The 18,056-nt window shown below is 62.3% G+C and carries 17 protein-coding genes; 8 read left to right on the forward strand and 9 right to left on the reverse strand.

Going from position 1 to position 18,056, the window contains the following annotated elements:
- The first annotated feature begins 143 nt into the window (after nt 1–143).
- The 6 genes from pbpC (at nt 144) to PF1751_RS03030 (ending at nt 6,990) form a co-directional block, all read left to right on the forward strand.
- The gene (pbpC, locus tag PF1751_RS03005; protein ID WP_032883097.1) at nt 144–2,456 is read left to right on the forward strand and encodes a peptidoglycan glycosyltransferase PbpC; all 2,313 of its coding nucleotides are present in this window, start codon (nt 144–146) and stop codon (nt 2,454–2,456) included.
- Between the two features lie 151 nt (nt 2,457–2,607).
- Entirely contained in the window at nt 2,608–2,916 is a 309-nt protein-coding gene (locus tag PF1751_RS03010) for a MazG-like family protein (RefSeq protein WP_010213473.1), read from the forward strand.
- Nucleotides 2,909–3,658, forward strand: a complete 750-nt coding sequence (locus PF1751_RS03015) for a methyltransferase (RefSeq protein ID WP_010213471.1) — start codon at nt 2,909–2,911, stop codon at nt 3,656–3,658. The genes PF1751_RS03010 and PF1751_RS03015 overlap by 8 nt, the downstream gene beginning before the upstream one ends.
- Before the next feature lie 24 nt (nt 3,659–3,682).
- Nucleotides 3,683–4,285 (forward strand): DUF4136 domain-containing protein, encoded by a 603-nt coding sequence (locus PF1751_RS03020; protein WP_010213468.1) that lies wholly within the window; start codon nt 3,683–3,685, stop codon nt 4,283–4,285.
- A gap of 45 nt (nt 4,286–4,330) precedes the next feature.
- On the forward strand, nt 4,331–4,888 hold the full coding sequence (locus PF1751_RS03025; RefSeq protein ID WP_010213466.1) for a DUF4136 domain-containing protein: 558 nt from the start codon (nt 4,331–4,333) through the stop codon (nt 4,886–4,888).
- 155 nt (nt 4,889–5,043) lie between these two features.
- Complete coding sequence (locus PF1751_RS03030) at nt 5,044–6,990, forward strand: pilus assembly protein TadG-related protein (RefSeq protein ID WP_044286578.1); 1,947 nt, start codon at nt 5,044–5,046, stop codon at nt 6,988–6,990.
- On the opposite strand, the gene PF1751_RS03035 is transcribed toward PF1751_RS03030, so the two are convergent.
- Together PF1751_RS03035 and PF1751_RS03040 are read right to left on the reverse strand one after the other, a co-directional pair.
- A complete protein-coding gene (locus tag PF1751_RS03035) occupies nt 6,987–9,713 on the reverse strand; it encodes a PAS domain-containing sensor histidine kinase (protein ID WP_021493206.1) in 2,727 nt (908 codons plus the stop codon). The genes PF1751_RS03030 and PF1751_RS03035 overlap by 4 nt on opposite strands.
- Nucleotides 9,710–10,153, reverse strand: a complete 444-nt coding sequence (locus tag PF1751_RS03040) for a TadE/TadG family type IV pilus assembly protein (RefSeq protein ID WP_044286579.1) — start codon at nt 10,151–10,153, stop codon at nt 9,710–9,712. The genes PF1751_RS03035 and PF1751_RS03040 overlap by 4 nt, the downstream gene beginning before the upstream one ends.
- 72 nt (nt 10,154–10,225) lie before the next feature.
- Here PF1751_RS03040 and PF1751_RS03045 point away from each other — a divergent pair, with 72 nt between their 5' ends.
- Complete coding sequence (locus PF1751_RS03045) at nt 10,226–10,675, forward strand: prepilin peptidase (protein WP_010213455.1); 450 nt, start codon at nt 10,226–10,228, stop codon at nt 10,673–10,675.
- 125 nt (nt 10,676–10,800) lie between these two features.
- Nucleotides 10,801–11,589: a response regulator transcription factor gene (locus tag PF1751_RS03050; RefSeq protein WP_010213453.1), complete on the forward strand. Its 789-nt coding sequence runs from the start codon at nt 10,801–10,803 to the stop codon at nt 11,587–11,589.
- Here the strand turns inward: PF1751_RS03050 and PF1751_RS03055 are convergent.
- Genes PF1751_RS03055 through PF1751_RS03085 form a run of 7 tightly spaced genes read right to left on the reverse strand, consistent with a single transcriptional unit; the run spans nt 11,586 to nt 18,046 of the window.
- A complete protein-coding gene (locus tag PF1751_RS03055; RefSeq protein ID WP_042570896.1) occupies nt 11,586–11,858 on the reverse strand; it encodes a DUF3613 domain-containing protein in 273 nt (90 codons plus the stop codon). The two genes, PF1751_RS03050 and PF1751_RS03055, sit on opposite strands and share 4 nt — an antisense overlap.
- Before the next feature lie 10 nt (nt 11,859–11,868).
- On the reverse strand, nt 11,869–12,579 hold the full coding sequence (locus PF1751_RS03060) for a tetratricopeptide repeat protein (protein WP_042570897.1): 711 nt from the start codon (nt 12,577–12,579) through the stop codon (nt 11,869–11,871).
- Nucleotides 12,580–12,589: 10 nt separating this feature from the next.
- Nucleotides 12,590–13,477 carry a type II secretion system F family protein gene (locus PF1751_RS03065; RefSeq protein ID WP_010213450.1) on the reverse strand — a complete coding sequence of 296 codons (888 nt, stop codon included), beginning with the start codon at nt 13,475–13,477 and terminating at the stop codon, nt 12,590–12,592.
- Between the two features lies 1 nt (nt 13,478).
- The gene (locus PF1751_RS03070; protein ID WP_010213449.1) at nt 13,479–14,360 is read right to left on the reverse strand and encodes a type II secretion system F family protein; all 882 of its coding nucleotides are present in this window, start codon (nt 14,358–14,360) and stop codon (nt 13,479–13,481) included.
- A 10-nt stretch (nt 14,361–14,370) separates the two neighbouring features.
- Nucleotides 14,371–15,642: a TadA family conjugal transfer-associated ATPase gene (locus PF1751_RS03075; RefSeq protein WP_021493204.1), complete on the reverse strand. Its 1,272-nt coding sequence runs from the start codon at nt 15,640–15,642 to the stop codon at nt 14,371–14,373.
- Nucleotides 15,639–16,832: a CpaE/TadZ family protein gene (locus PF1751_RS03080; protein WP_010213447.1), complete on the reverse strand. Its 1,194-nt coding sequence runs from the start codon at nt 16,830–16,832 to the stop codon at nt 15,639–15,641. Before PF1751_RS03080 ends, PF1751_RS03075 begins: the two co-directional genes overlap by 4 nt.
- On the reverse strand, nt 16,829–18,046 hold the full coding sequence (locus tag PF1751_RS03085; protein WP_042570898.1) for a type II and III secretion system protein family protein: 1,218 nt from the start codon (nt 18,044–18,046) through the stop codon (nt 16,829–16,831). Before PF1751_RS03085 ends, PF1751_RS03080 begins: the two co-directional genes overlap by 4 nt.
- Between the last annotated feature and the right edge of the window lie 10 nt (nt 18,047–18,056).

Raw genomic sequence — 18,056 nt, forward strand, 5'->3', positions numbered from 1 at the left:
CGTTTGAGTTTGCGATTAAGTTGTGTCATTTGCGGGTGTACGCGTACCAATGTGGGAGCGGGCTTGCTCGCGAATGCGGTGTATCAGTGACGAATGCTCTCACTGACCCACCGCATTCGCGAGCAAGCCCGCTCCCACATTTACTGCGCTGGGCTTTGGGGGCAGTGGTGTTGGTGGTGGTGGTGTTGTGGGGGGCGGATCGGGTTTGGCCGTTGCCGTTGCCTCAGGATGACCTGGCGCGAGTGGTGCTGGCCGAGGATGGCACGCCGTTGTGGCGTTTTGCCGATGCCAATGGCGTGTGGCGCTACCCGGTACAGACCCACGAAGTGTCACCGTATTACCTGGACGCATTGCTCACCTATGAAGACCGTTGGTTCTACCAGCACCCTGGCGTGAACCCGCTGGCGCTGGCGCGGGCGACCTGGCAGAACCTTACCGGCGCGCGCGTGGTGTCGGGGGGCAGCACCTTGTCGATGCAGGTGGCGCGGTTACTGGATCCGCATTCGCGCACCTTCCATGGCAAGTTGCGTCAGCTGTGGCGCACGGCGCAGCTGGAATGGCACCTGTCCAAGGCAGAAATCCTTAACCTCTACCTGAACCGCGCGCCGTTTGGCGGCACGTTGCAGGGCGTGGCGGCGGCCAGTTGGGCATACCTGGGCAAATCCCCTTCGCAACTGACTCACGCCGAAGCGGCCTTGCTGGCCGTACTGCCCCAGGCGCCCAGTCGCTTACGCCCGGATCGCCATCCCCAGCGCGCCCAGGAAGCCCGCGACAAGGTGCTGCGGCGCCTCGCGGAGTTCCAGGTGTGGCCACAGTCGGCCGTCGATGAAGCCCTGGAAGAACCGTTGTTGCTCGCCCCACGCCTGGAACCGAGCCTGGCGCCGTTGCTCGCGCGCCGCCTGAATCGCCCCGACAGCCCGCCGCTGATCCGCACCACCCTGGATGCCACGTTGCAACGCCGTCTTGAAGACTTGCTGCTGGGGTGGCGCGCGCGTCTGCCGGAACATACTTCCGCCGCCATCCTGGTGGTGGAAGAGGAAAGCATGGCCGTGCGCGCCTACCTGGGGTCGGTGGATATCAACGATGCCAAGCGCTTCGGCCATGTAGACATGATCAGCGCCTTGCGTTCGCCGGGATCCACCCTGAAGCCGTTCCTCTACGGCATGGCCCTGGATGATGGGTTGATCCACTCCGAATCCTTGTTGCAGGACGTGCCCCGGCGTTATGGCGATTACCGGCCGGGCAACTTCTCCATGGGCTTTACCGGCGCGGTACCGGCGAGTACGGCGCTGTCCAGTTCGCTCAACCTGCCGGCGGTGCAGTTGCTGGAAGCCTATGGGCCCAAGCGCTTTGCCGCCGAAATGCGCATCGGCGGCGTGCCTCTGGCGCTGCCGGCGTTGGCCGAACCGAACCTGGCGCTGATTCTGGGCGGTGCAGGCAGTCGTCTCGAAGACCTGGTGAGTGGCTACAGCGCCTTCGCCCGGGACGGCAAGAGCGCGACCCTCCGATTACAGCCGGACGATACGCTGAGGGAACGGCCCTTACTGTCGCCAGGGTCCGCCTGGATCGTGCGGCGCATCCTCAGCGGCCAGGCGCGGCCCGACCGCGACCCGCGTGCCGAGCTGGTGCAGCGCCCTGTACTGGCCTGGAAAACCGGCACCAGCTATGGTTTTCGCGATGCCTGGGCAATCGGCGTGGGCCCGCGCTATTTGATCGGTGTGTGGATCGGCCGCCCTGACGGCACGCCAGTGCCGGGCCAGTTCGGCCTGGCCTCGGCAGCGCCGTTGATGTTGCAAGTGCACGACGTGCTGACCAACCGTGACAGTCAGCGCGGCATCAGCGCCCCCGTCAAGCCGGTGCCGGCCAATGTCGGCGTGGCGGCGATCTGTTGGCCGCTGGGCCAGCCCATGAGCCGCAGCGATCCCAATTGCCGCCGCCAGCGTTTTGCCTGGACCCTGGATAACACCACGCCGCCGACGTTGCAGGCACTGGACCAGCCGTTGAGCGTGGGGTTGATGGAAAGCGTTTGGGTCAATGCCAAGGGCTTGCGGGTCGACGCCCATTGCCCTGGCGCCGAGCTGAAAAACATCGCCCTGTGGCCCGCGCCCCTGGAACCCTGGCTGCCACGGGTCGAGCGCCGCGAAGCACGCATCCCGGCCGCCGACCCCGATTGCCCGCCACCGGCGTTGGCCGCGTCGTCACCGCTGTCGATTGTCGGCGTGCGCGAAGGCGACCAACTGCGCCTGCCCGCCGCCAGCCAACAGGCCCTGCGCCTGAAAATCTCCGCCTTGGGAGGGAGCGGGCGGCGCTGGTGGTTCCTCAACGGCGCGCCACTGGGCGACAGCGCCAACCAGGACTTTATCAACGCCAGCTTCGAACACCTGGGCCGCTACCAACTCAGCGTCCTCGACGAAGCCGGCCAGACCGCCCGCCTGGAATTCAGCGTCATCGACTAGAGCCTTAGCGCAGGCAAGCCTACCTTTTGATTTGCAAACCCATTCCAATGTGGGAGCGGGCTTGCCTGCGAAGGCGTCCTCAAGCACACCAGAGATTCACTTGCCTTAACCGCCAATCCCCCCGAAGCTACCCACCTTCAGGAGCCCCCGCATGAACCTCGAACACCTCACCGAACGCCTGCACCGCATTCGCGATACAAATAATTGGAAACAATTCCACAGCCCGAAAAACCTGGCCATGGCCGCCAGCGTGGAAATGGCCGAACTGGTGGAAATCTTCCAATGGCTGACCGAAGACCAGTCGCGTCAATTGCCGGCCGACAAACTCGCCCATGCCGGGCAGGAAGTCGGCGATATCGTGCTGTACCTGCTGTTGCTGTGCAGCGAGCTGGGCCTGGACATGAACGAAGTGGTGCGCGCCAAGTTGGCCGACAGCGAACGGCGGTTTGCCCATGAGTGATCGTCATTTCGACCAACTCGCCACGCGTTTCGCCGAGAAAATCTACGGCGGTGCCAAAGGCGCGATTCGCCTCGCGGTGCTCCAGGCCGACCTGACCGAAGCGCTGCCCAAACGCCCCTTGCGCGTGCTGGATATCGGCGCAGGCCTGGGCCATATGTCGCTGTGGCTAGCCGAACAAGGCCATGAGGTCACGCTGGCCGAGCCTGCCGAGCCGATGCTCGAAGGCGCCCGCCAACGCTTCGCCGACGCAGGGCAGACCGCCACCTTTATTCATGCGCCCTGGCAAGACCTGCTTGGCCAACTCACCGAGCCCTATGACTTGGTGCTGTGCCACGCGGTGCTGGAATGGCTGGCCGAACCCCATGCGATCCTGCCGGTGCTGCACCAGCTCACGGTGCCGGGCGGCTGGCTGTCGCTGGCGTTCTACAACCGCGATGCGCTGATTTACCGCAACCTGCTCAAAGGCCATTTCCGCAAAATGCGTAAGAACGACATGGCCGGCGAAAAACAGAGCCTTACGCCGCAACAACCTCTCGATCCACGTGAGCTGGCGGCGCAACTCGAAGGCCTTTGGCAGGTCGAAAGCCAAAGTGGCGTGCGGGTGTTCCACGACTATATGCCAGTGGAGTTCCAGGCCCGCGCCGATTTGCAGGACCTTTTGGAGATGGAACTCGCTCACCGTCGTCACCCAAGCTTTGCCGGACTTGGGCGTTATTTACACTGGATCTGCCGTCCGGTTTAAGCGGCCCAGTCTGCGGAGGTCGAAATGCGTCGTCTCTGTTTGATCCTGTTGTGTCTTGGTCTGGGCGCGTGTTCCAGCCCAAACCCCTACGTTGCCGCTTCGGCGCCGATTCCTCCGGCGCCGCCCCAGGCTGCCACCACCTTTGATGCCAGCGCCTACCCGGCGCCCGTGCGCGACTATGGCGCCTACCGTAATTGGGCCTGGCGCAACGGCCAGCTGCCGGCGGGCACGGCCTGGGCCGACTCGGCGCAGATTGCCGAAGCGGTCAGCGGTGCCCTTGACCAACGGGGGCTGCGCCCGTTGCACGATAATCGTCCGGCAGACCTCTTTGTCAGTGCCGATGTGCGCCTGGAGAAGCGCCTCAAGCAGGTCCAGGATGACTACGGCTACGGTTACGGCGGTTACAACCGCTATGGAAATGGGTACGGCATGTACAACTCGGTGCCGATCGTGCGCACCTATGAAGTGCAGGTCGTGGTGGTTCGCGTCAATCTGTTCGATGCCCGCACCGGCCAGCCGGTGTGGAGTGCCAGCGCGGAAACCGGCAGCCAGGGAAGTCTCAGTGAGCGGGGAGATGCTTTGCGCCAGGCGGTGCAAAAGGCAATGACAGCGTATCCTCCCAGTTAACGGCTACTCCCATCTTCAGTGCGGCTCGCTCTTTGGAGAACAATCATGTTTCGTCGTATCGCTACGCTTGCAGTTGCAGTGCTGCTGGGCGGTTGCCAGACCAGCCAGGTCAACCACGATTTTGACCCCAGCCGGGATTTCGGCGCCTACCGCAGCTGGGCCTGGAAAGACCCGGCCCTGCAATACCGCCCGGATGACCCACGCATCAAGAGCGACCTCACCGAACAGCGCATCCGCCAGGCGGTGGGCGAACAACTCGACCAGCGCGGCCTGCGCCCAGCGGCGCCGGGTAGCAAGGCTGACGTGAACGTGCAGGCCTACCTGATCGTCGAAGACCGCCAGCAACAAGTCACCACCAATTACGGCGGCGCCTGGGGCGGCCCATGGAATGGCTATTGGGGCGCGCCGATGTACAACGAAACGCGCAACATCAGCTACAAAGTCGCCACCCTCCAGATCGACCTGCTCGACGGCAAGGATGGCAAGTTGGTGTGGCGCGGCAGCGACGAACAGATAATGGCCGCCTCGCCCAATCCCCAGGATCGTGACAAGGCCATTCGCAGCACCGTCACTCGCGTCCTCTCCAGCTACCCACCCCGCTAAAACCCGGCACAGATTCAATGTGGGTGCGAGCAAGCCCGCGCCCACATTGGAACGAGGTCAGCCAATAAATCTCTGTCAGTCATTCATCTGGCGACTGGCCAGCCCTTGTCTACACTCAACACTAACTAAGGAGAGTAAGCGCTAAGGAGTGCCTGATGTCTCCCCGACTTGGTTCCAGTCAGCGTGGTGCGATTGGCCTGATGGCAGCGGGCATCCTGGCGGTGGCCTTGGTGTTTATGTTGCTGGCGGTGGACAGCGGTCGCCTCTACCTGGAAAAGCGCAAGTTGCAATCTATCGCCGACACCTCGGCCCTCGAAGCCGCCAGCCGTGGCGGCCTGTGCACGCCCACCACCACCGCGAATGACTATGCCAAGGAAAACGCCGCCCGCAACGGCTTCACCGTGGTCGCCGGCGACAGCAGCCGTGGGCTGGCCGTGACCTGCGGCACATTGGCCAGCAATGCCAGCAATATCCGTGTGTTTACCGCAGACGCCACCAAAAACGACGCCGTGCGCGTGGTCGCGACCCGCACCGTGATGGCGAGTATCGCCAGTGGAATCTGGAGCCTGTTTGGCGGCGCGCCTGTGGCGGCGCAAACCGTCCTGACTGCAACGGCGGTGGCGGCTTCTGCACCGCCTGTGGCGCAGCTGACGATCCGCACCGCTCTGGCATCGGTGAACTCGGGTAACTCTCCACTCTTGAACATGGTCATCGGCAATCTGTTGGGCGGTAGCCTGTCGCTGACGGCCGCGGGCTGGAACGGGCTGTTGACGACGAACGTGAACCTGCTCAGCTATCTGGATCAGTTGGCGATTGAATTGAACGTAAAGGCGGGTGACTACGATGCGCTGCTGAGCACCGCCGTATCCGCCAGCCAGTTGCTCGACGCCGCCGTGAAGGTCCTGCAAAAAAACGGCGCGGTCGCCACGGCGGTCATCAACGATTTGATTACAGTGAAGGCCATCGCGCCGAATACCCAGCTTCTGAAGGTTGGAGACTTGCTGAAAGTCGCTACCGGAACGCCGGCGGCGGCCTTGAACACCAGTGTGCAGTTGTTTCAGTTGCTGGAGACTGTGGCGCAACTCTCCAGTAGCAAAAGTGCGGTCAGTGCCGCAGCCCAGGTGAATATTCCGCTGGTAGGCACCGTCTCGATCCAGACCAAAGTCATCGAGCCACCGCAACTGTCGGCGATTGGCAATCCGGCAAAGGCCAAGGCGGGGCTTTTGAATAATCCGCCGACGGATCAGATTGTTGTGCGAACTGCCCAGGTACGCACGTTGGTCAAGATTGACGCGCCGATCATCAAGGCAGTGTCTGGGGTTACATCGATTCTGACCGGGCTGGCGACGCCGGTATCCAAGGTGGTCGGTGGTTTGTTGAACTTGAATCTTCTCGATGTGGTGGCCGGTGTCGTGTGCTTAGTGGGCTGTAATGTCGCTGACGTGGATATCAACCAGACCTTATCCATCTATATCGAGGCGGCCAGTGCAGAGAGCCACGTGACAGACTTCAATTGCGCCACGCCGGCCACTAAGTCGTTGACGGTGCGAGCCACCACTTCACTCGCCACCTTGGGCGTTGGTTACGTTGAGCCGGTGTCGGCCTTTTCATCGTCTGCGGCGGTCAATGTGCAGCCGGTGCGGCTGATTGATTTTGGCCAGCGCTTTTGCCTGCTGACATTGGTGTGCGGTCCGCGTACTGCCGGCGTCGGCGGCGGCTTGAATCTGAGAGCGTTGTCCACCGTAGGCGCGCAAACCAATACGTTGGTGTTTTCTCCGGTAAATGACATCAACGCGGCAACGATCTACAAAAGCCCACCCGGCACTGCCGATATCCTGTTCAGCCTGGGAAATACCCTGAACGGTCTGCAGGTCACCTACGTACCGCCAAGCGGCAGCACACCCAACCCGGCGAACGGCACCGTTACCAATGCGCTGGCGACCATCATCAGCTCGGTGGTCGGCCTTGTCCAAAACGTCCTGGCGCCGATACTCGACCCCATCGTCAACACACTGCTCTCGGCGTTGGGCATCAGCCTCGGCAACGCCGAAGTCGGCGCCAACCTCAGTTGTCACATGGGCCGCGCCTACCTGGTGATCTAGCTGATCGGCAACTCCACACAAAACCTCGCGCCTTGCTCTGCATTGGCGACGCTCAAGCGTCCGCCCATGTTTTCCACAATCCCGTAGCTCACCGACAACCCCAGCCCCGTGCCCACGCCAATCGGCTTGGTGGTGAAGAACGGTTCGAAAATCCGCTCCAGTAACCGTGGGTCTATGCCGTCACCGTTGTCCTCCACCCAGATCCGCACATGCCGGCTGTCATGCTCGCAGTGCACCGCGATCCAGGGGCGGAACTCAGGGTCTTTTTGCCGCTTGCTCAACAGCGCATCACGGGCATTGACCATCAGGTTGATCAGCACTTGCTCCAACTGGTCGACGTGACCTTTGACCTGCACCGTAAAATCCGCCGGCGTGATGCGCACGTCCACACCTTTGCCGCGCAAGCCGTCACCGAGCAGCGACAGGGTGCCTTCCACCGCCTGCGACGGGTCGAAGGGCTGTTGTTCGATTTCCGAGCGGCGGCCGAACACGCGCATATGGTCGACCACGCGCGCTGCGCGCTGCACCTGGGTGTCGATGCGTTGGAGTTTTTCGGTGAGGTAGTCGATTTGCGCATCGCCGTTGCTCAGGCGTTTGAGCACATTGACGATAGCCATGCGCATCACATTCAAGGGCTGGTTGATCTCATGGGCGAGGCCCGTGGCCATTTCGCCGAGGGTGGCCATCTTGGCGCTTTGGGTCAGTTGCTGTTGGGAGCGGCGCACTTCGGTGTTGTCGCGGCCCACGGCTTGTACTTCCACCAGCGCGCCCTGCTCGTCGAACACGCCCCGGTCCGACCACACCCACCAGGCATGTTCGCGCCCGGGCAGTTCCAGGCTGATTTCGGCGGTGCTGACCGGGAATTCAGGACTCAACTGGCCGATGCGGTGCGCAAAGGCCTGGCGCTGTTCGTCCGACAGCCAATCCCCCAGGTTCAGTCCTGGCAGTTGCTCGGGTGGGCATTCCAGGTAGTTGGCCAGCGGTGTGTTGCCGAACGTCAGGGTCAGGTCCGGGCGGTAGCGGCAGATCATCGCCGGGGAGTCCTCGACCAGGATGCGGTAGCGCTCTTCGCTTTGTTTGATGTGCTCGGCGGCCAAGGTTGCGTCGGTGACATCCAGCCAGAGCCCGACGGCTTCCAGCGGCAGTCCAAGGTCATCACGCAGCAACTTGGCTTCATCCAGCAGCCAGTGGTAATGGCCCTGTTTGTCGCGCAGGCGGTAGCGACTGCGCACGCTACCCTCGCGCAATAGCTGGCGACTGCGCTCGAAGTACAGCTCACGGTCCTGCGGGTGGATCAGCGATGCCAGGCTGTCGTGGTTGCAGTCGGCCAAGGTCCAGCCCAGCAGTGGCAACAGACTGTCGCTGAAAAACGCCGGGTGCAGGGCGCCGCTGACGTAGCGCTGCACATAGATCACCGCGGGGGAACTGGCGATGAGGTTATCGAGGCGCGCATGGGCGGCGGCGGCTTGCAGTTGCTGGTTCTTGATGTCGCTGATGTCGAGCATGAAGCCGATCCAGCGGCGGTTATCACCGACCCCCAGCACTTGGCCTTGCACGCGATACCAGAGGGGCTTTTGTTCGGCGTCGCTGCGTTGCAGGCGTACGCTGGTCAGCAGCGGTTTACCCAGGGCTTGCAGGTCGTGCAGGCGGCTGGTGAGTGCCTGGCGATCGGCGGGGTGGATCAGCGCCAGCCACTGACTCAACGCCTGGCGGGTCGGGCTGTCTTCCAGGCTGAGGCTGTGCAGCAATTGCGGGGCGAGCTGGATCTCCTGAGTGGCTGGCAGCAGTTCCCACCAGCCGGTGCCGAGTAAACCTTGCAGGGCTTCCGTGCGTTCGAGCTGTTGGTGGTAGCGTTGTTCACGCAAGCGGCTCAGCAGGGGGGCGGCGAGGGCGGCCGTGAGGTTCAGCCAGTCCCGCTCGCTGGTGTGTTGTTGGCCACTGTAGAAGCCGCAGAGCAACCAGGCGGCGACACCCTGGCTGTCACGGTAGGGCACCAGGAACCCATCAGAGTTGCCGAAAATGCTGTGCAGTCGCGGGTTGTCGTCGCGCCCTTGGGCCAGGCTCAGTGGCGTGTTGCCGCTGGCACTGTCCAGGCTGGTGCCCAGGTGCTGGCCGGCCTGCCACAGGGCCGGGGCGTCGTGGGCCGCATACTGGTTGTAGACCCGCCAACCCTGGTCATCTGCATCGAGCAAGGCCAGGGCCACACAGGGGATTCGCCAGCGCTGGGCGAGGCTGCGCAGGTGCTCGTTGAGCACCTCGGGCAGGCGGGTCAGGCTGCACACCCGCAATTGCTCGCTCATCTGGCAGGCCAGTTGATGGTTCTGCTCGCGGTGCTGGGCCAGTTGCCTGCCGGCCAGCAAGTCGCCAACGTCCTGCAGGCGCAGGTACCAGCCGTCCTCCTCGGGTTCGATCCAGCCACGTGTGTGCAGCACTTGGCCGGTAGCGCCCTGGAAGTCCAGGTCCAGGCTTTGGTGTTGCCAATCAGCCGGGCTGCCTTCAATGCTCAGGGCGCTGCTGGCGCACAGCAGTTCACGCAGCAGCGGGCGCGGGTCGCCCACCCTGTAGGGCGTCAGTTGCGGGCTCAGCGTGCCGCCAACGCTCAACACGTGTCCTTGAGGATCCAGGCGCAGGTGCAGCCCGGGGATGGGCACGCCGGGCGTATCGAGGTGCGGGGCGCTGGTGCGGCCGAGCAGTCGCCCGAAGAGCTTGTCTCCAGAGGTCAAAACTTGAGACTCGAACGGGCGGTCAAGTTGGCCGGCAGATTTGGGACGGGGCCTATGCCCGGTACCACCAGTGCCGGGAATACAGAGTAAAGGTTGGTGGTGGGGTAGGTGATCTCCACGGTCAGCGTGGTGCCGTCGTAGGTGGTGCTAATGAAGCTGGAGGAGAACTGAAAGCTGGACGGGATCCAGTTCAATTGGTTGAGCACCGTGGTTTTGGCGCGGTCTTTCACCTGGGTGGAGTAAGCGGTGCCGGCGGCCACCGGGTCCACGGACAAGGCCTGGCGCACTCCCTCCGCCGCAGCCTGGTTGAACGACTGCATCAACAGCAGCGGCAGGCTGTAGCTGATCAACCCATAGAACACCGCAAAAAAGATCCCGAAGACCAGGGCGAACTCAATCGCCGCCGCACCTTTTTGCTTTCTAGGCAGGCCTGTTTTCATGACTGCGTCTACCCTGACGGCTACTACTTGATATCAGCATAGAATCAATCAGCGAAAAGGGATGTTTTTTACGTGATCCATGGCGTGGTGATACTGGTCTGGCTGGGGCTCTGTGCATTGCAGGATATGCGTCAACGGCAAATCGCCAATGGCTTGACCCTGGGGGTGGCGCTGCTGGCGTTGGCTTACTTGGTGTGGAACGGCGCTACCTGGCTGGGAGCGCCCGCCAGTGAGGGGGGCTGGGCCTTTGCCGTGGCGCTGCTGCTGACCTTGCCCGGCTATGCGCTGGGCCGTTTTGGCGCCGGGGACGTGAAGCTGCTGGCCGCCCTGGCCCTGGCCAGTACGTGGGATGCGTTGTTGTGGTCTTTGATTGGTGCTGCGGTGTTCCAAGGTGGCTGGGTGCTTATCCGTCAACGGCTTAGGGCGCGTCAGCACAATGGGCTTACTGCAGCGTCAACCAAGCAGCCTTTTGCCCCCTTTGTACTGACCGGGTTTGCGCTGTATTGGCTTTGGATTCATTAATCGCACAAGGTTTCTATCGCTATGTACATAGTCGGAAAGTAGGTCTACGTTTATTGCATAGATATGTAGGATTCTTCGCCAAAAGGATAGGCCAATCTTTTGGTTTGCCAGGCATGGAGTAGCGCGTGAACAAGCTTACCTCGGCGGTAAAAGTGCTCGTCGTCGACGATCAACCTTTGATTGTGGAAGAGCTCTGTGAATTTCTCGAAAGCAGTGGTTACCGGTGCGTCCCGTGTGGTTCCAGCCGGCAGGCGTTGCAGCGCTTCAGCGAAGACGCCGAAATCGGGCTGGTGTTGTGCGACCTGCATATGCCAGACATGGACGGCATCGAGTTGGTGCAAGCCATGCAAAAAGTGGCCGGTAAGGCTCGGGCGTTTGAGGCGATCATGCTCACCGGACGGGCCGACAAACAGGACGTGATCAAGGCCCTGCGCACGGGGATCTCGGATTACTACCAGAAGCCGATCAACCTCGACGAATTGCTTGAAGGTCTCCAGCGTCAGGAAGCGGCATTGGAAGAGCGGCAGAAAGAGCTGCAACTGGGGCACTTGAACCAGAAGCTGCAATACCTCTCGGAATCCATCAATGACCTGTACCAGGATCTCGACAAGGTGCGCCGCAGCCCTGGTGCGGGGGGGACGGATGATGGTGAGCTGGTCGCCGAAGACGCCGGGTCTGTGGAGATTCCGACTATCTTCAACCAACTCTCACCGCGCCAGTTGGACGTAGCGCGCCTGGTAGGCAAAGGCCAGACCAATTACCAGATCGCTTGCGAACTGGGGATCACCGAAAACACGGTCAAACTATACGTGTCCCAGGTGTTGCGCCTGACCCATATGCATAACCGCACCCAACTGGCGCTGGCCCTTTCACCGAGCAACTCGGCGATGCGTCAGCGGGTGACGGCGCACTAGTTATTACTCCCTCCGCCCGGCGATTTCCCGCCGACATCCTGTTCAAAGAACTCGGGAATCGGGTGCTTGTAACTGTCCAGCCACCGCTGCAAGGACTGCTCCCGTTCCGCGGGTGTGGCCCTTTGCGGCGTCGGCGAAGCCACCGGCCCGTTGATCTGCAGGGCCATCCAGTTTTCCGTTTCCGCCTGCTGCGGGGACGACGGGCCCGGTTCGATGGCCATTGCGGCCAGCGGTAATAGCGCCAGGCCGATCAGGTAATGTGCTTTCATCGATCACTCCTTACTTGAGACTCACAGGCAGGGCATCGCGGACCGCCGCTACTTTGCGCGCCGCCGCGCCAGCGCCCTTGAGTTTTTCCGCGCGGGCCTGGGCATCGGTGAACTGCTCGCGGCTCAGACCCAACTGGCTGACGACCTTGGCCGCTTGCCCCCAGTCGTCTTGGTAGATCAACAGCGTTACCAGGTTGACGGCGGCCAACGGGTCGCCCTGCTTGAGTTCGATGGCCGTCATGAATTCAAAGCGCGCGTCTTCCAAGCGCAATTGGTTGAGGTACACCACGCCCAAGTCATTGCGGATCTTTTCGTCAGTGGGCGCCAGCTGCGCCGCCCGTTGCAGGTGGGTCATGGCCAGGGCGTTGTTGCCCTTGGCGGCCGCCAATTGCCCCAGGCCGTGCTCGCCTTCGGCAGTCATGCAGGTGCCGAGCAGGCTGCGGTACAACGGTTCGGCTTCGCTGCGCCCGAGCAGGCGGTAAGTGCGGGCCTTGCGTTGCCGCACCTGGGGCAAGCCGTCGGGCAGGCTTTGCAGGTTGGCCAGGCTGGCGTGCAACTTGCCTTCGTTGGCCAAATCATCGGACAGGTTGAGCGCCAGTTCCTGCTCCGAACTCGGCTTGGCGCAACTGCCCGGTGAGGTCAACGCTGCCCAGGGTGATTGGCCATTGGTGGCGCAGCCGCTGAGCATCAGCAGGGCCAGGCCGGCAATCAGTACTTTCATCAATGTCTCCTCAAAAGTGACTCAACGCGCGGGCGATGCCGATGAAGGCCGGGCCGCCAAGCACAATCAGCAAAGCGGGGAACAGAAACACCATCATCACCACCGACATTTTGGCCGACATCTTCGAGATGTATTCCTGCAGGCGGGTCAGGCGGCGGTCGTCAAGCAACTGCTTGAGGGCCAGCAAGGACTTCATCGCGCCGCCGCCCTGGTGGATCAACTGCTGGAGGATGATGCAGGTGTCGGTGAACTCATCCACTTCCAGCAAACGGGCGGTCTTGCCCAGCTCTTCGCCAAGCTCCAGCCCGGAATCGACCCGTGCCAGGATCAAGCGTAATTCGTGTGTCAGCGCGGGAAGCAGGCGCTGGGCTTCGTTGCTCAGTACGCGCAGCGACTGTTCAACCGCCATGCCGGACTCGAACAGAATGCGCAGCAGTGGAATGAAGGTTGAGACCTCTTTGGCGATGGTCTGCTGGCGATGCTTGGCGGCAGCGGCCAGCACACGTTTTGGCAGCAGGTAGCCAATGCCCAAAGCAAACATCGAGGCAATCCATACCGGGGTTGCGTGGGGGAAGAGCAGTTGCTGGCCGAGGAGGGTCAGGCCCAGTGACACGATAGGCGTACCGATCTGGAAGGCTGCGAACAACGAGCGCTGACTGGCTTTGCGCCAACCGACCCGGTTGAGCAGGGTCTGCGTCTCGTTGTCCAGACTGACCGAGCGCTGTGCCAGGGCGCTGCCGCCCAGCTGGCGCATAAGGCTGCCGAGCCGGTCTTCGCCGGCCATCCGCCCCTGCAAGCGTTCCGCCACTCGCCGTTCGCGCCGGCGGTTCTCGAGCAATTGGCCCCCCACCAATACCGCAGCGGCGAGGAGCAACAAGGCGCAGGCCAGAAGTGCCATCTCAGACACTCCTCAGCATGCGCCACATGACAAAGGTGCCGCCCAGGTCCATGGCCAGCGCGCTGAACAGCATGATGCGCCCCGTGTCGTCGTTCCACATGGTCATCAAGTAGCTGGGGTTGACCATCATGAAGTAACCCACGATCAGCACTGGCAAGCCGCCCAACACATACGCGGTCATGCGCGTTTCGCCAGTCATGGCCTTGAGTTGACGGGCGCCCTGTTCCCGCTCGCGAATCATTTTGATCAGGTTTTCCAGCAACTCGCTGGCGTTACCGCCATAGCGGTGATTGACCTTCAGGCCAAGTGCGAACAGGCGGAATTCGTCCTGTTCGTAGAACTCGGCGAAATCGCTGACTGAATCGGGCAGGCTCACCCCCATGCGCACGTTGCGCTGCACTCGTCCCATGGCGTCCTTGAGGGGCGCTTCGACGCCCTCGATCCCCCCCAGTACGGAGTCGGCCAGGGTTCTGCCGGATTTGAGGCTACGGACGCTGTGGTCCAACAACTGCGGCAATTGCTCGACCATACGCTGCACGCGGCGCTGATAACGCCAACTGATGTACACGCGAAGTAGCAGGGGTGGCCCAACGATCATCGCGATCAGGCCCAGCCCGTCCGCGAGCAGCCAGCCCAGCAGCACGCCGACCACCCAGGCGCTCAGCCACAAGCCCAGGCGGTCCGTGGGTTTGCCCAGCCCGGCGCGCTGGAACATGTGCTCAAGGCCGGTCCAGGTGGTACTCGGTTCCTGGGTCTCGGGCTGGCCGTCGCCGAGCCGTTCCAGCACGCGGTCCGTCCGGGCCTTGCGCAGGCCATGGTGAAACTGCCAGAACGACAGGGCGATCAGCAGCAGGCAGATAAGCAACAACACCGGTCCTGTCATCCAACGCTCCCTATGACTGCAAGGTCGATTCGCGGCGCAGTTTGTCGCCGGCCGGGTTGAGGGCTTCGCGCAGGAAACCGAAGCCGGTGCGCCGGTCGAGGCGGAACAGGGTATTGGTGACATACACGTCATCGCGCACGCCCACGACTTCGACCACCTCGCTCACACAGCGACGGCCATCGGGCATGCGTGTCAGTTGGATGATCACGTCCAGCGCGGCGCAGATCATCTGGCGCAGGGTTTTCTCCGCAATCACCCGGCCAGTCAGCCCCACCAGGGTTTCCAGGCGCAGCAACGCATCCTGGGCATTGTTGGCGTGCACGGTGCTCATGGAACCGTCGTGGCCGGTGTTCATTGCGGTCATTACATCGAGCACCTCCACACCGCGGATCTCGCCCAGGATGATGCGATCGGGGCGCATCCGCAGGGCGTTGCGGATCAGGTCGCTGGAACGTACCTCACCGTGGCCTTCGGCATTCGGCGGGCGGGTCTCCAGGCGAACTACATGGGGATGACCCAACTGCAGTTCGGCCACGTCTTCGATGGTCACCAGGCGTTCGTGGGGGTTGATCAACTGACTGAGAATGTTCAGCAACGTGGTCTTGCCGGTGCCGGTGCCGCCGCTGATCAGGATATTGCAGCGCTTGCCCACGGCCTCCTGGAAGAACTCGAAGATGCTCTGATCGATGGTTTGCATGGCGACCAGGTCGGTGCTTTTGAGCATGTCCTTGCGGAATTTTCGAATCGACAGGCAGGGCCCATCCAGGGCAATCGGCGGGATGATCGCATTGACCCGGCTGCCGTCGGGCAAGCGCGCATCCACCATCGGCGAGGACTCGTCCAGGCGTCGGCCCAGCGGTGCGAGGATGCGCTGCATCACGCGTTCGACGTGATGATCGTCAATGAAACGCAAGTCACTCTGGTGCAGCAGGCCGTCACGTTCGATAAACACCCGGTGTGGGCCGTTGACCAGGATCTCGGTCACCGACGGGTCACGCAGCAACACCTCAAGCGGGCCGAAACCGGTGAGTTCATCGACGATTTCTTCGGCCAGGCGTTCCATCTCATAGCGCGAAATCGCCAGGCGCATGCGTGTGATGTACTCGGAGACCTTGTCGATGACAAATTGCGCCAGGGATTGGCGAGTGCCTTCGAGCAGGTTCTTGCCCGACTCCTCGATGGCGTCAATGATGTAGCGATGCAACACCAGTTTGAGGCCGTCGTTATCGGTGCTGCCGCTTGTGCTGCGGGCGGGGCCGCCAAATAATTTTTCGCCGTTCATTGTCCTGATCCCAGGAGGCGTTCAAACCAACGCATTGACGGTTTTGCAAGCCCCTCAGAACGTTTAGCCAGGAGCTCACCCAACGTGCGCACGGCTTGGGTCAAGGGTTCGCGTGGGGCCAGGGCAAACAGGGGCTGGCCCTGGTTTTTCACATTAAGGCGCAATTCCGCGCTCAGGGGCAGTACGGCGATGCACGCAAGACCGAAGCTTTTTTCCAGGGCTTCGATGTCCGGTGCGCAGGCTTTGATGTAGCGGTCTACTACCAGTTTGGCATGATCAAGCTTCATGCCTTTTTCGCGCCAGCGATTGAGCACTGCGAGGTTGCGCCGGCAGTCCAGTACGCTCTGGTCGGTGCACCACAGCAGTTTGTCGCAGTGGCTGACAAAGGTGCGCAACGCTTCGCTGTCGGGCTGCCCGGTAATGTTCACGACGATATGCTGGAAATGTTGGCGCAGTGCGCTGAGCAGCATGAACAATTCGGCGGCGCTGGTCAGTTTGAGCGGTTCATCACCGGTGGCGTACGCCAGGATGCGCAAGCCGTCCAGCGCTGTGGTGAAGGCGCTGTTGATCAAGGTGGAATCGAGGCGGCGCAAATGCCTCAGCGCGTCGCCGAAATTGAACGTGCTTTCCAGGCCGAGCAGCGCCAGGCTGTCACTGCGTGGCAGGCCCAGGTCGAGCAGCAACGTTTGCTGCCCGCTTTTCTGCACCACCAAGGCCAGGTGCGTCGCCAGCATCGCTCCGTCGGCATTGCTCTGGGTGCCAAACAGCACGGTCAGGCCGCCCAGTTGCGCGCTGTGGGCGACGGCTGGCAAGCGCTTGCTTAGGCGTCGCACCAGGCCGGCCACTTCGCTTGAACGTGAGCCGTAGGCCACGAAGTCGCGGGCGCCGGCGCGCATGGCGTTCAGGACCAGCTGGTTATCCATGCCATCGCCCAGGGCAACCACGGCGAGCATCGGCTTGGCCTCCAGGGCACCTTCGATCAGTGCGCTCTGGGCCACGAGGTTCTCACGGTCCAGGCCCACGAATACCAGGTTGGCGAAGGTGACGTCGACCAGCGCGAGCAATTCGTCCAGGCTGCCGGTACCGGCGCTCACGACCTGGCCAAGGGGCGCCAGGGCGCCCTGCAGCCACTCCAGGTCAGTGGTGTTGCGGGTGATGGCGAGAAAGGTCTGGCTCAGGCTATCGCTCATTGGGAAAGTCCACTACGGCGGTCGAAATTGCCGTTTTCCAGGAAAAACAACCGGTACCAGTTCGGGTCGTAGCTGCGCAGTTTTTCGCCGGGCAAGGACGGCAGTTGGGCGTTGGCGGCCAATGGCTGTACCAGGTGCGGTGTGACGATCATCAACAGCTCTTTTTCTTCGCGGCTGATATTGGAGTCGCGGAAAAACGCCCCGAGGATCGGGATATCGCCCAGCCCTGGAAACTTGTTGATGGTGGAGCGGTTGTTGCTGCTGATCAGGCCGCTGATCACAAAGCTTTCACCATCGGCCAGGGACACGCTGGTGTCGGTACGGCGCACCGTCAGGGCCGGCACCTGGATGCCTTGGATCTGCACGGCGTTGCTGTAGTCCAGCTCGCTGACTTCGGGTGCGACCTTGAGGGAGATGCGGTTGCGGTCAATCACTGTCGGCGTCAGCGTCAGGCGAATGCCGAACTCCTTGTATTCGATGGAGATCGTGTCGCTGCCCGCGCTGGGCACCGGGATCGGCACCTCGCCGCCAGCCAGGAAGGAAGCACTCTGGCCGCTCATGGCGACCAGGCTGGGGCGTGCCAGGGTATAGGCGAAACCACTGCGCTCCAGCGCGTTGATCATAGCTTTGACCCGACCGCCACCGAAACCGACGTTGAAGCCATCAGTGCTTACCGGCAGCTTGAAAACGCCTTCCGAAGGGGACAGCAGGTTGGGGCTGCCGAAGAAAAAGTTTGCGCCTGAGCCCAAAAGTCGGGTGCTGGCTTCCTTGAGCTTGGTACGGCTGACCTCGACAAAGCGAATATCGGTCTGCACCTGGCTGGGCAGCAGAGGGTCTTCCGACGGCGACAGCGACAGGCTGGTCAGCGCCGACGTGGCCTTGCCCTTGACGAACACCATGCTCTGGCGCGGTGAACGGGCGCAGGCGGTCCACACCAACAGGCTGGTGGCGCCGGACGAGACGCCGGTCAGCAGGAAATTACGGTCGCCATTCACGCGCACATCGGCGATTTTCGGGTCGCCGATGGCCAGCCGGGTGATGGCCACGGGCGATTGCAGCTCTTGTTGCAGACCTTCTCCTACCTCGACCACGGCAGGCAACTGACCCAGGGCGCTGCAATTGCCTGGCGCCGCCAAGGCCACGCCGAGCGGCAGGCTCGACAGCAGGAAGGCCCAGGCCATTTGCGTGAACACGGGTGCGTAGCGCTGGCTCATTCAAGGCATC

Source organism: Pseudomonas simiae (assembly GCF_000934565.1).
In the GTDB taxonomy this organism is placed as follows: Bacteria; Pseudomonadota; Gammaproteobacteria; order Pseudomonadales; family Pseudomonadaceae; genus Aquipseudomonas; species Aquipseudomonas simiae.

Excerpts from the sequence above, each read along its gene's own strand:
- PF1751_RS03020 (WP_010213468.1), top strand. The coding sequence starts at position 3,683 with ATGCGTCGTCTCTGTTTGATCCTGTTGTGTCTTGGTCTGGGCGCGTGT.
- PF1751_RS03040 (WP_044286579.1), bottom strand. The coding sequence starts at position 10,153 with ATGAAAACAGGCCTGCCTAGAAAGCAAAAAGGTGCGGCGGCGATTGAG.
- PF1751_RS03055 (WP_042570896.1), bottom strand. The coding sequence starts at position 11,858 with ATGAAAGCACATTACCTGATCGGCCTGGCGCTATTACCGCTGGCCGCA.
- PF1751_RS03015 (WP_010213471.1), top strand. The coding sequence starts at position 2,909 with ATGAGTGATCGTCATTTCGACCAACTCGCCACGCGTTTCGCCGAGAAA.
- PF1751_RS03085 (WP_042570898.1), bottom strand. The coding sequence starts at position 18,046 with ATGAGCCAGCGCTACGCACCCGTGTTCACGCAAATGGCCTGGGCCTTC.
- PF1751_RS03080 (WP_010213447.1), bottom strand. The coding sequence starts at position 16,832 with ATGAGCGATAGCCTGAGCCAGACCTTTCTCGCCATCACCCGCAACACC.
- PF1751_RS03030 (WP_044286578.1), top strand. The coding sequence starts at position 5,044 with ATGTCTCCCCGACTTGGTTCCAGTCAGCGTGGTGCGATTGGCCTGATG.
- PF1751_RS03025 (WP_010213466.1), top strand. The coding sequence starts at position 4,331 with ATGTTTCGTCGTATCGCTACGCTTGCAGTTGCAGTGCTGCTGGGCGGT.
- PF1751_RS03075 (WP_021493204.1), bottom strand. The coding sequence starts at position 15,642 with ATGAACGGCGAAAAATTATTTGGCGGCCCCGCCCGCAGCACAAGCGGC.
- PF1751_RS03010 (WP_010213473.1), top strand. The coding sequence starts at position 2,608 with ATGAACCTCGAACACCTCACCGAACGCCTGCACCGCATTCGCGATACA.
- PF1751_RS03070 (WP_010213449.1), bottom strand. The coding sequence starts at position 14,360 with ATGACAGGACCGGTGTTGTTGCTTATCTGCCTGCTGCTGATCGCCCTG.
- PF1751_RS03065 (WP_010213450.1), bottom strand. The coding sequence starts at position 13,477 with ATGGCACTTCTGGCCTGCGCCTTGTTGCTCCTCGCCGCTGCGGTATTG.
- PF1751_RS03060 (WP_042570897.1), bottom strand. The coding sequence starts at position 12,579 with ATGAAAGTACTGATTGCCGGCCTGGCCCTGCTGATGCTCAGCGGCTGC.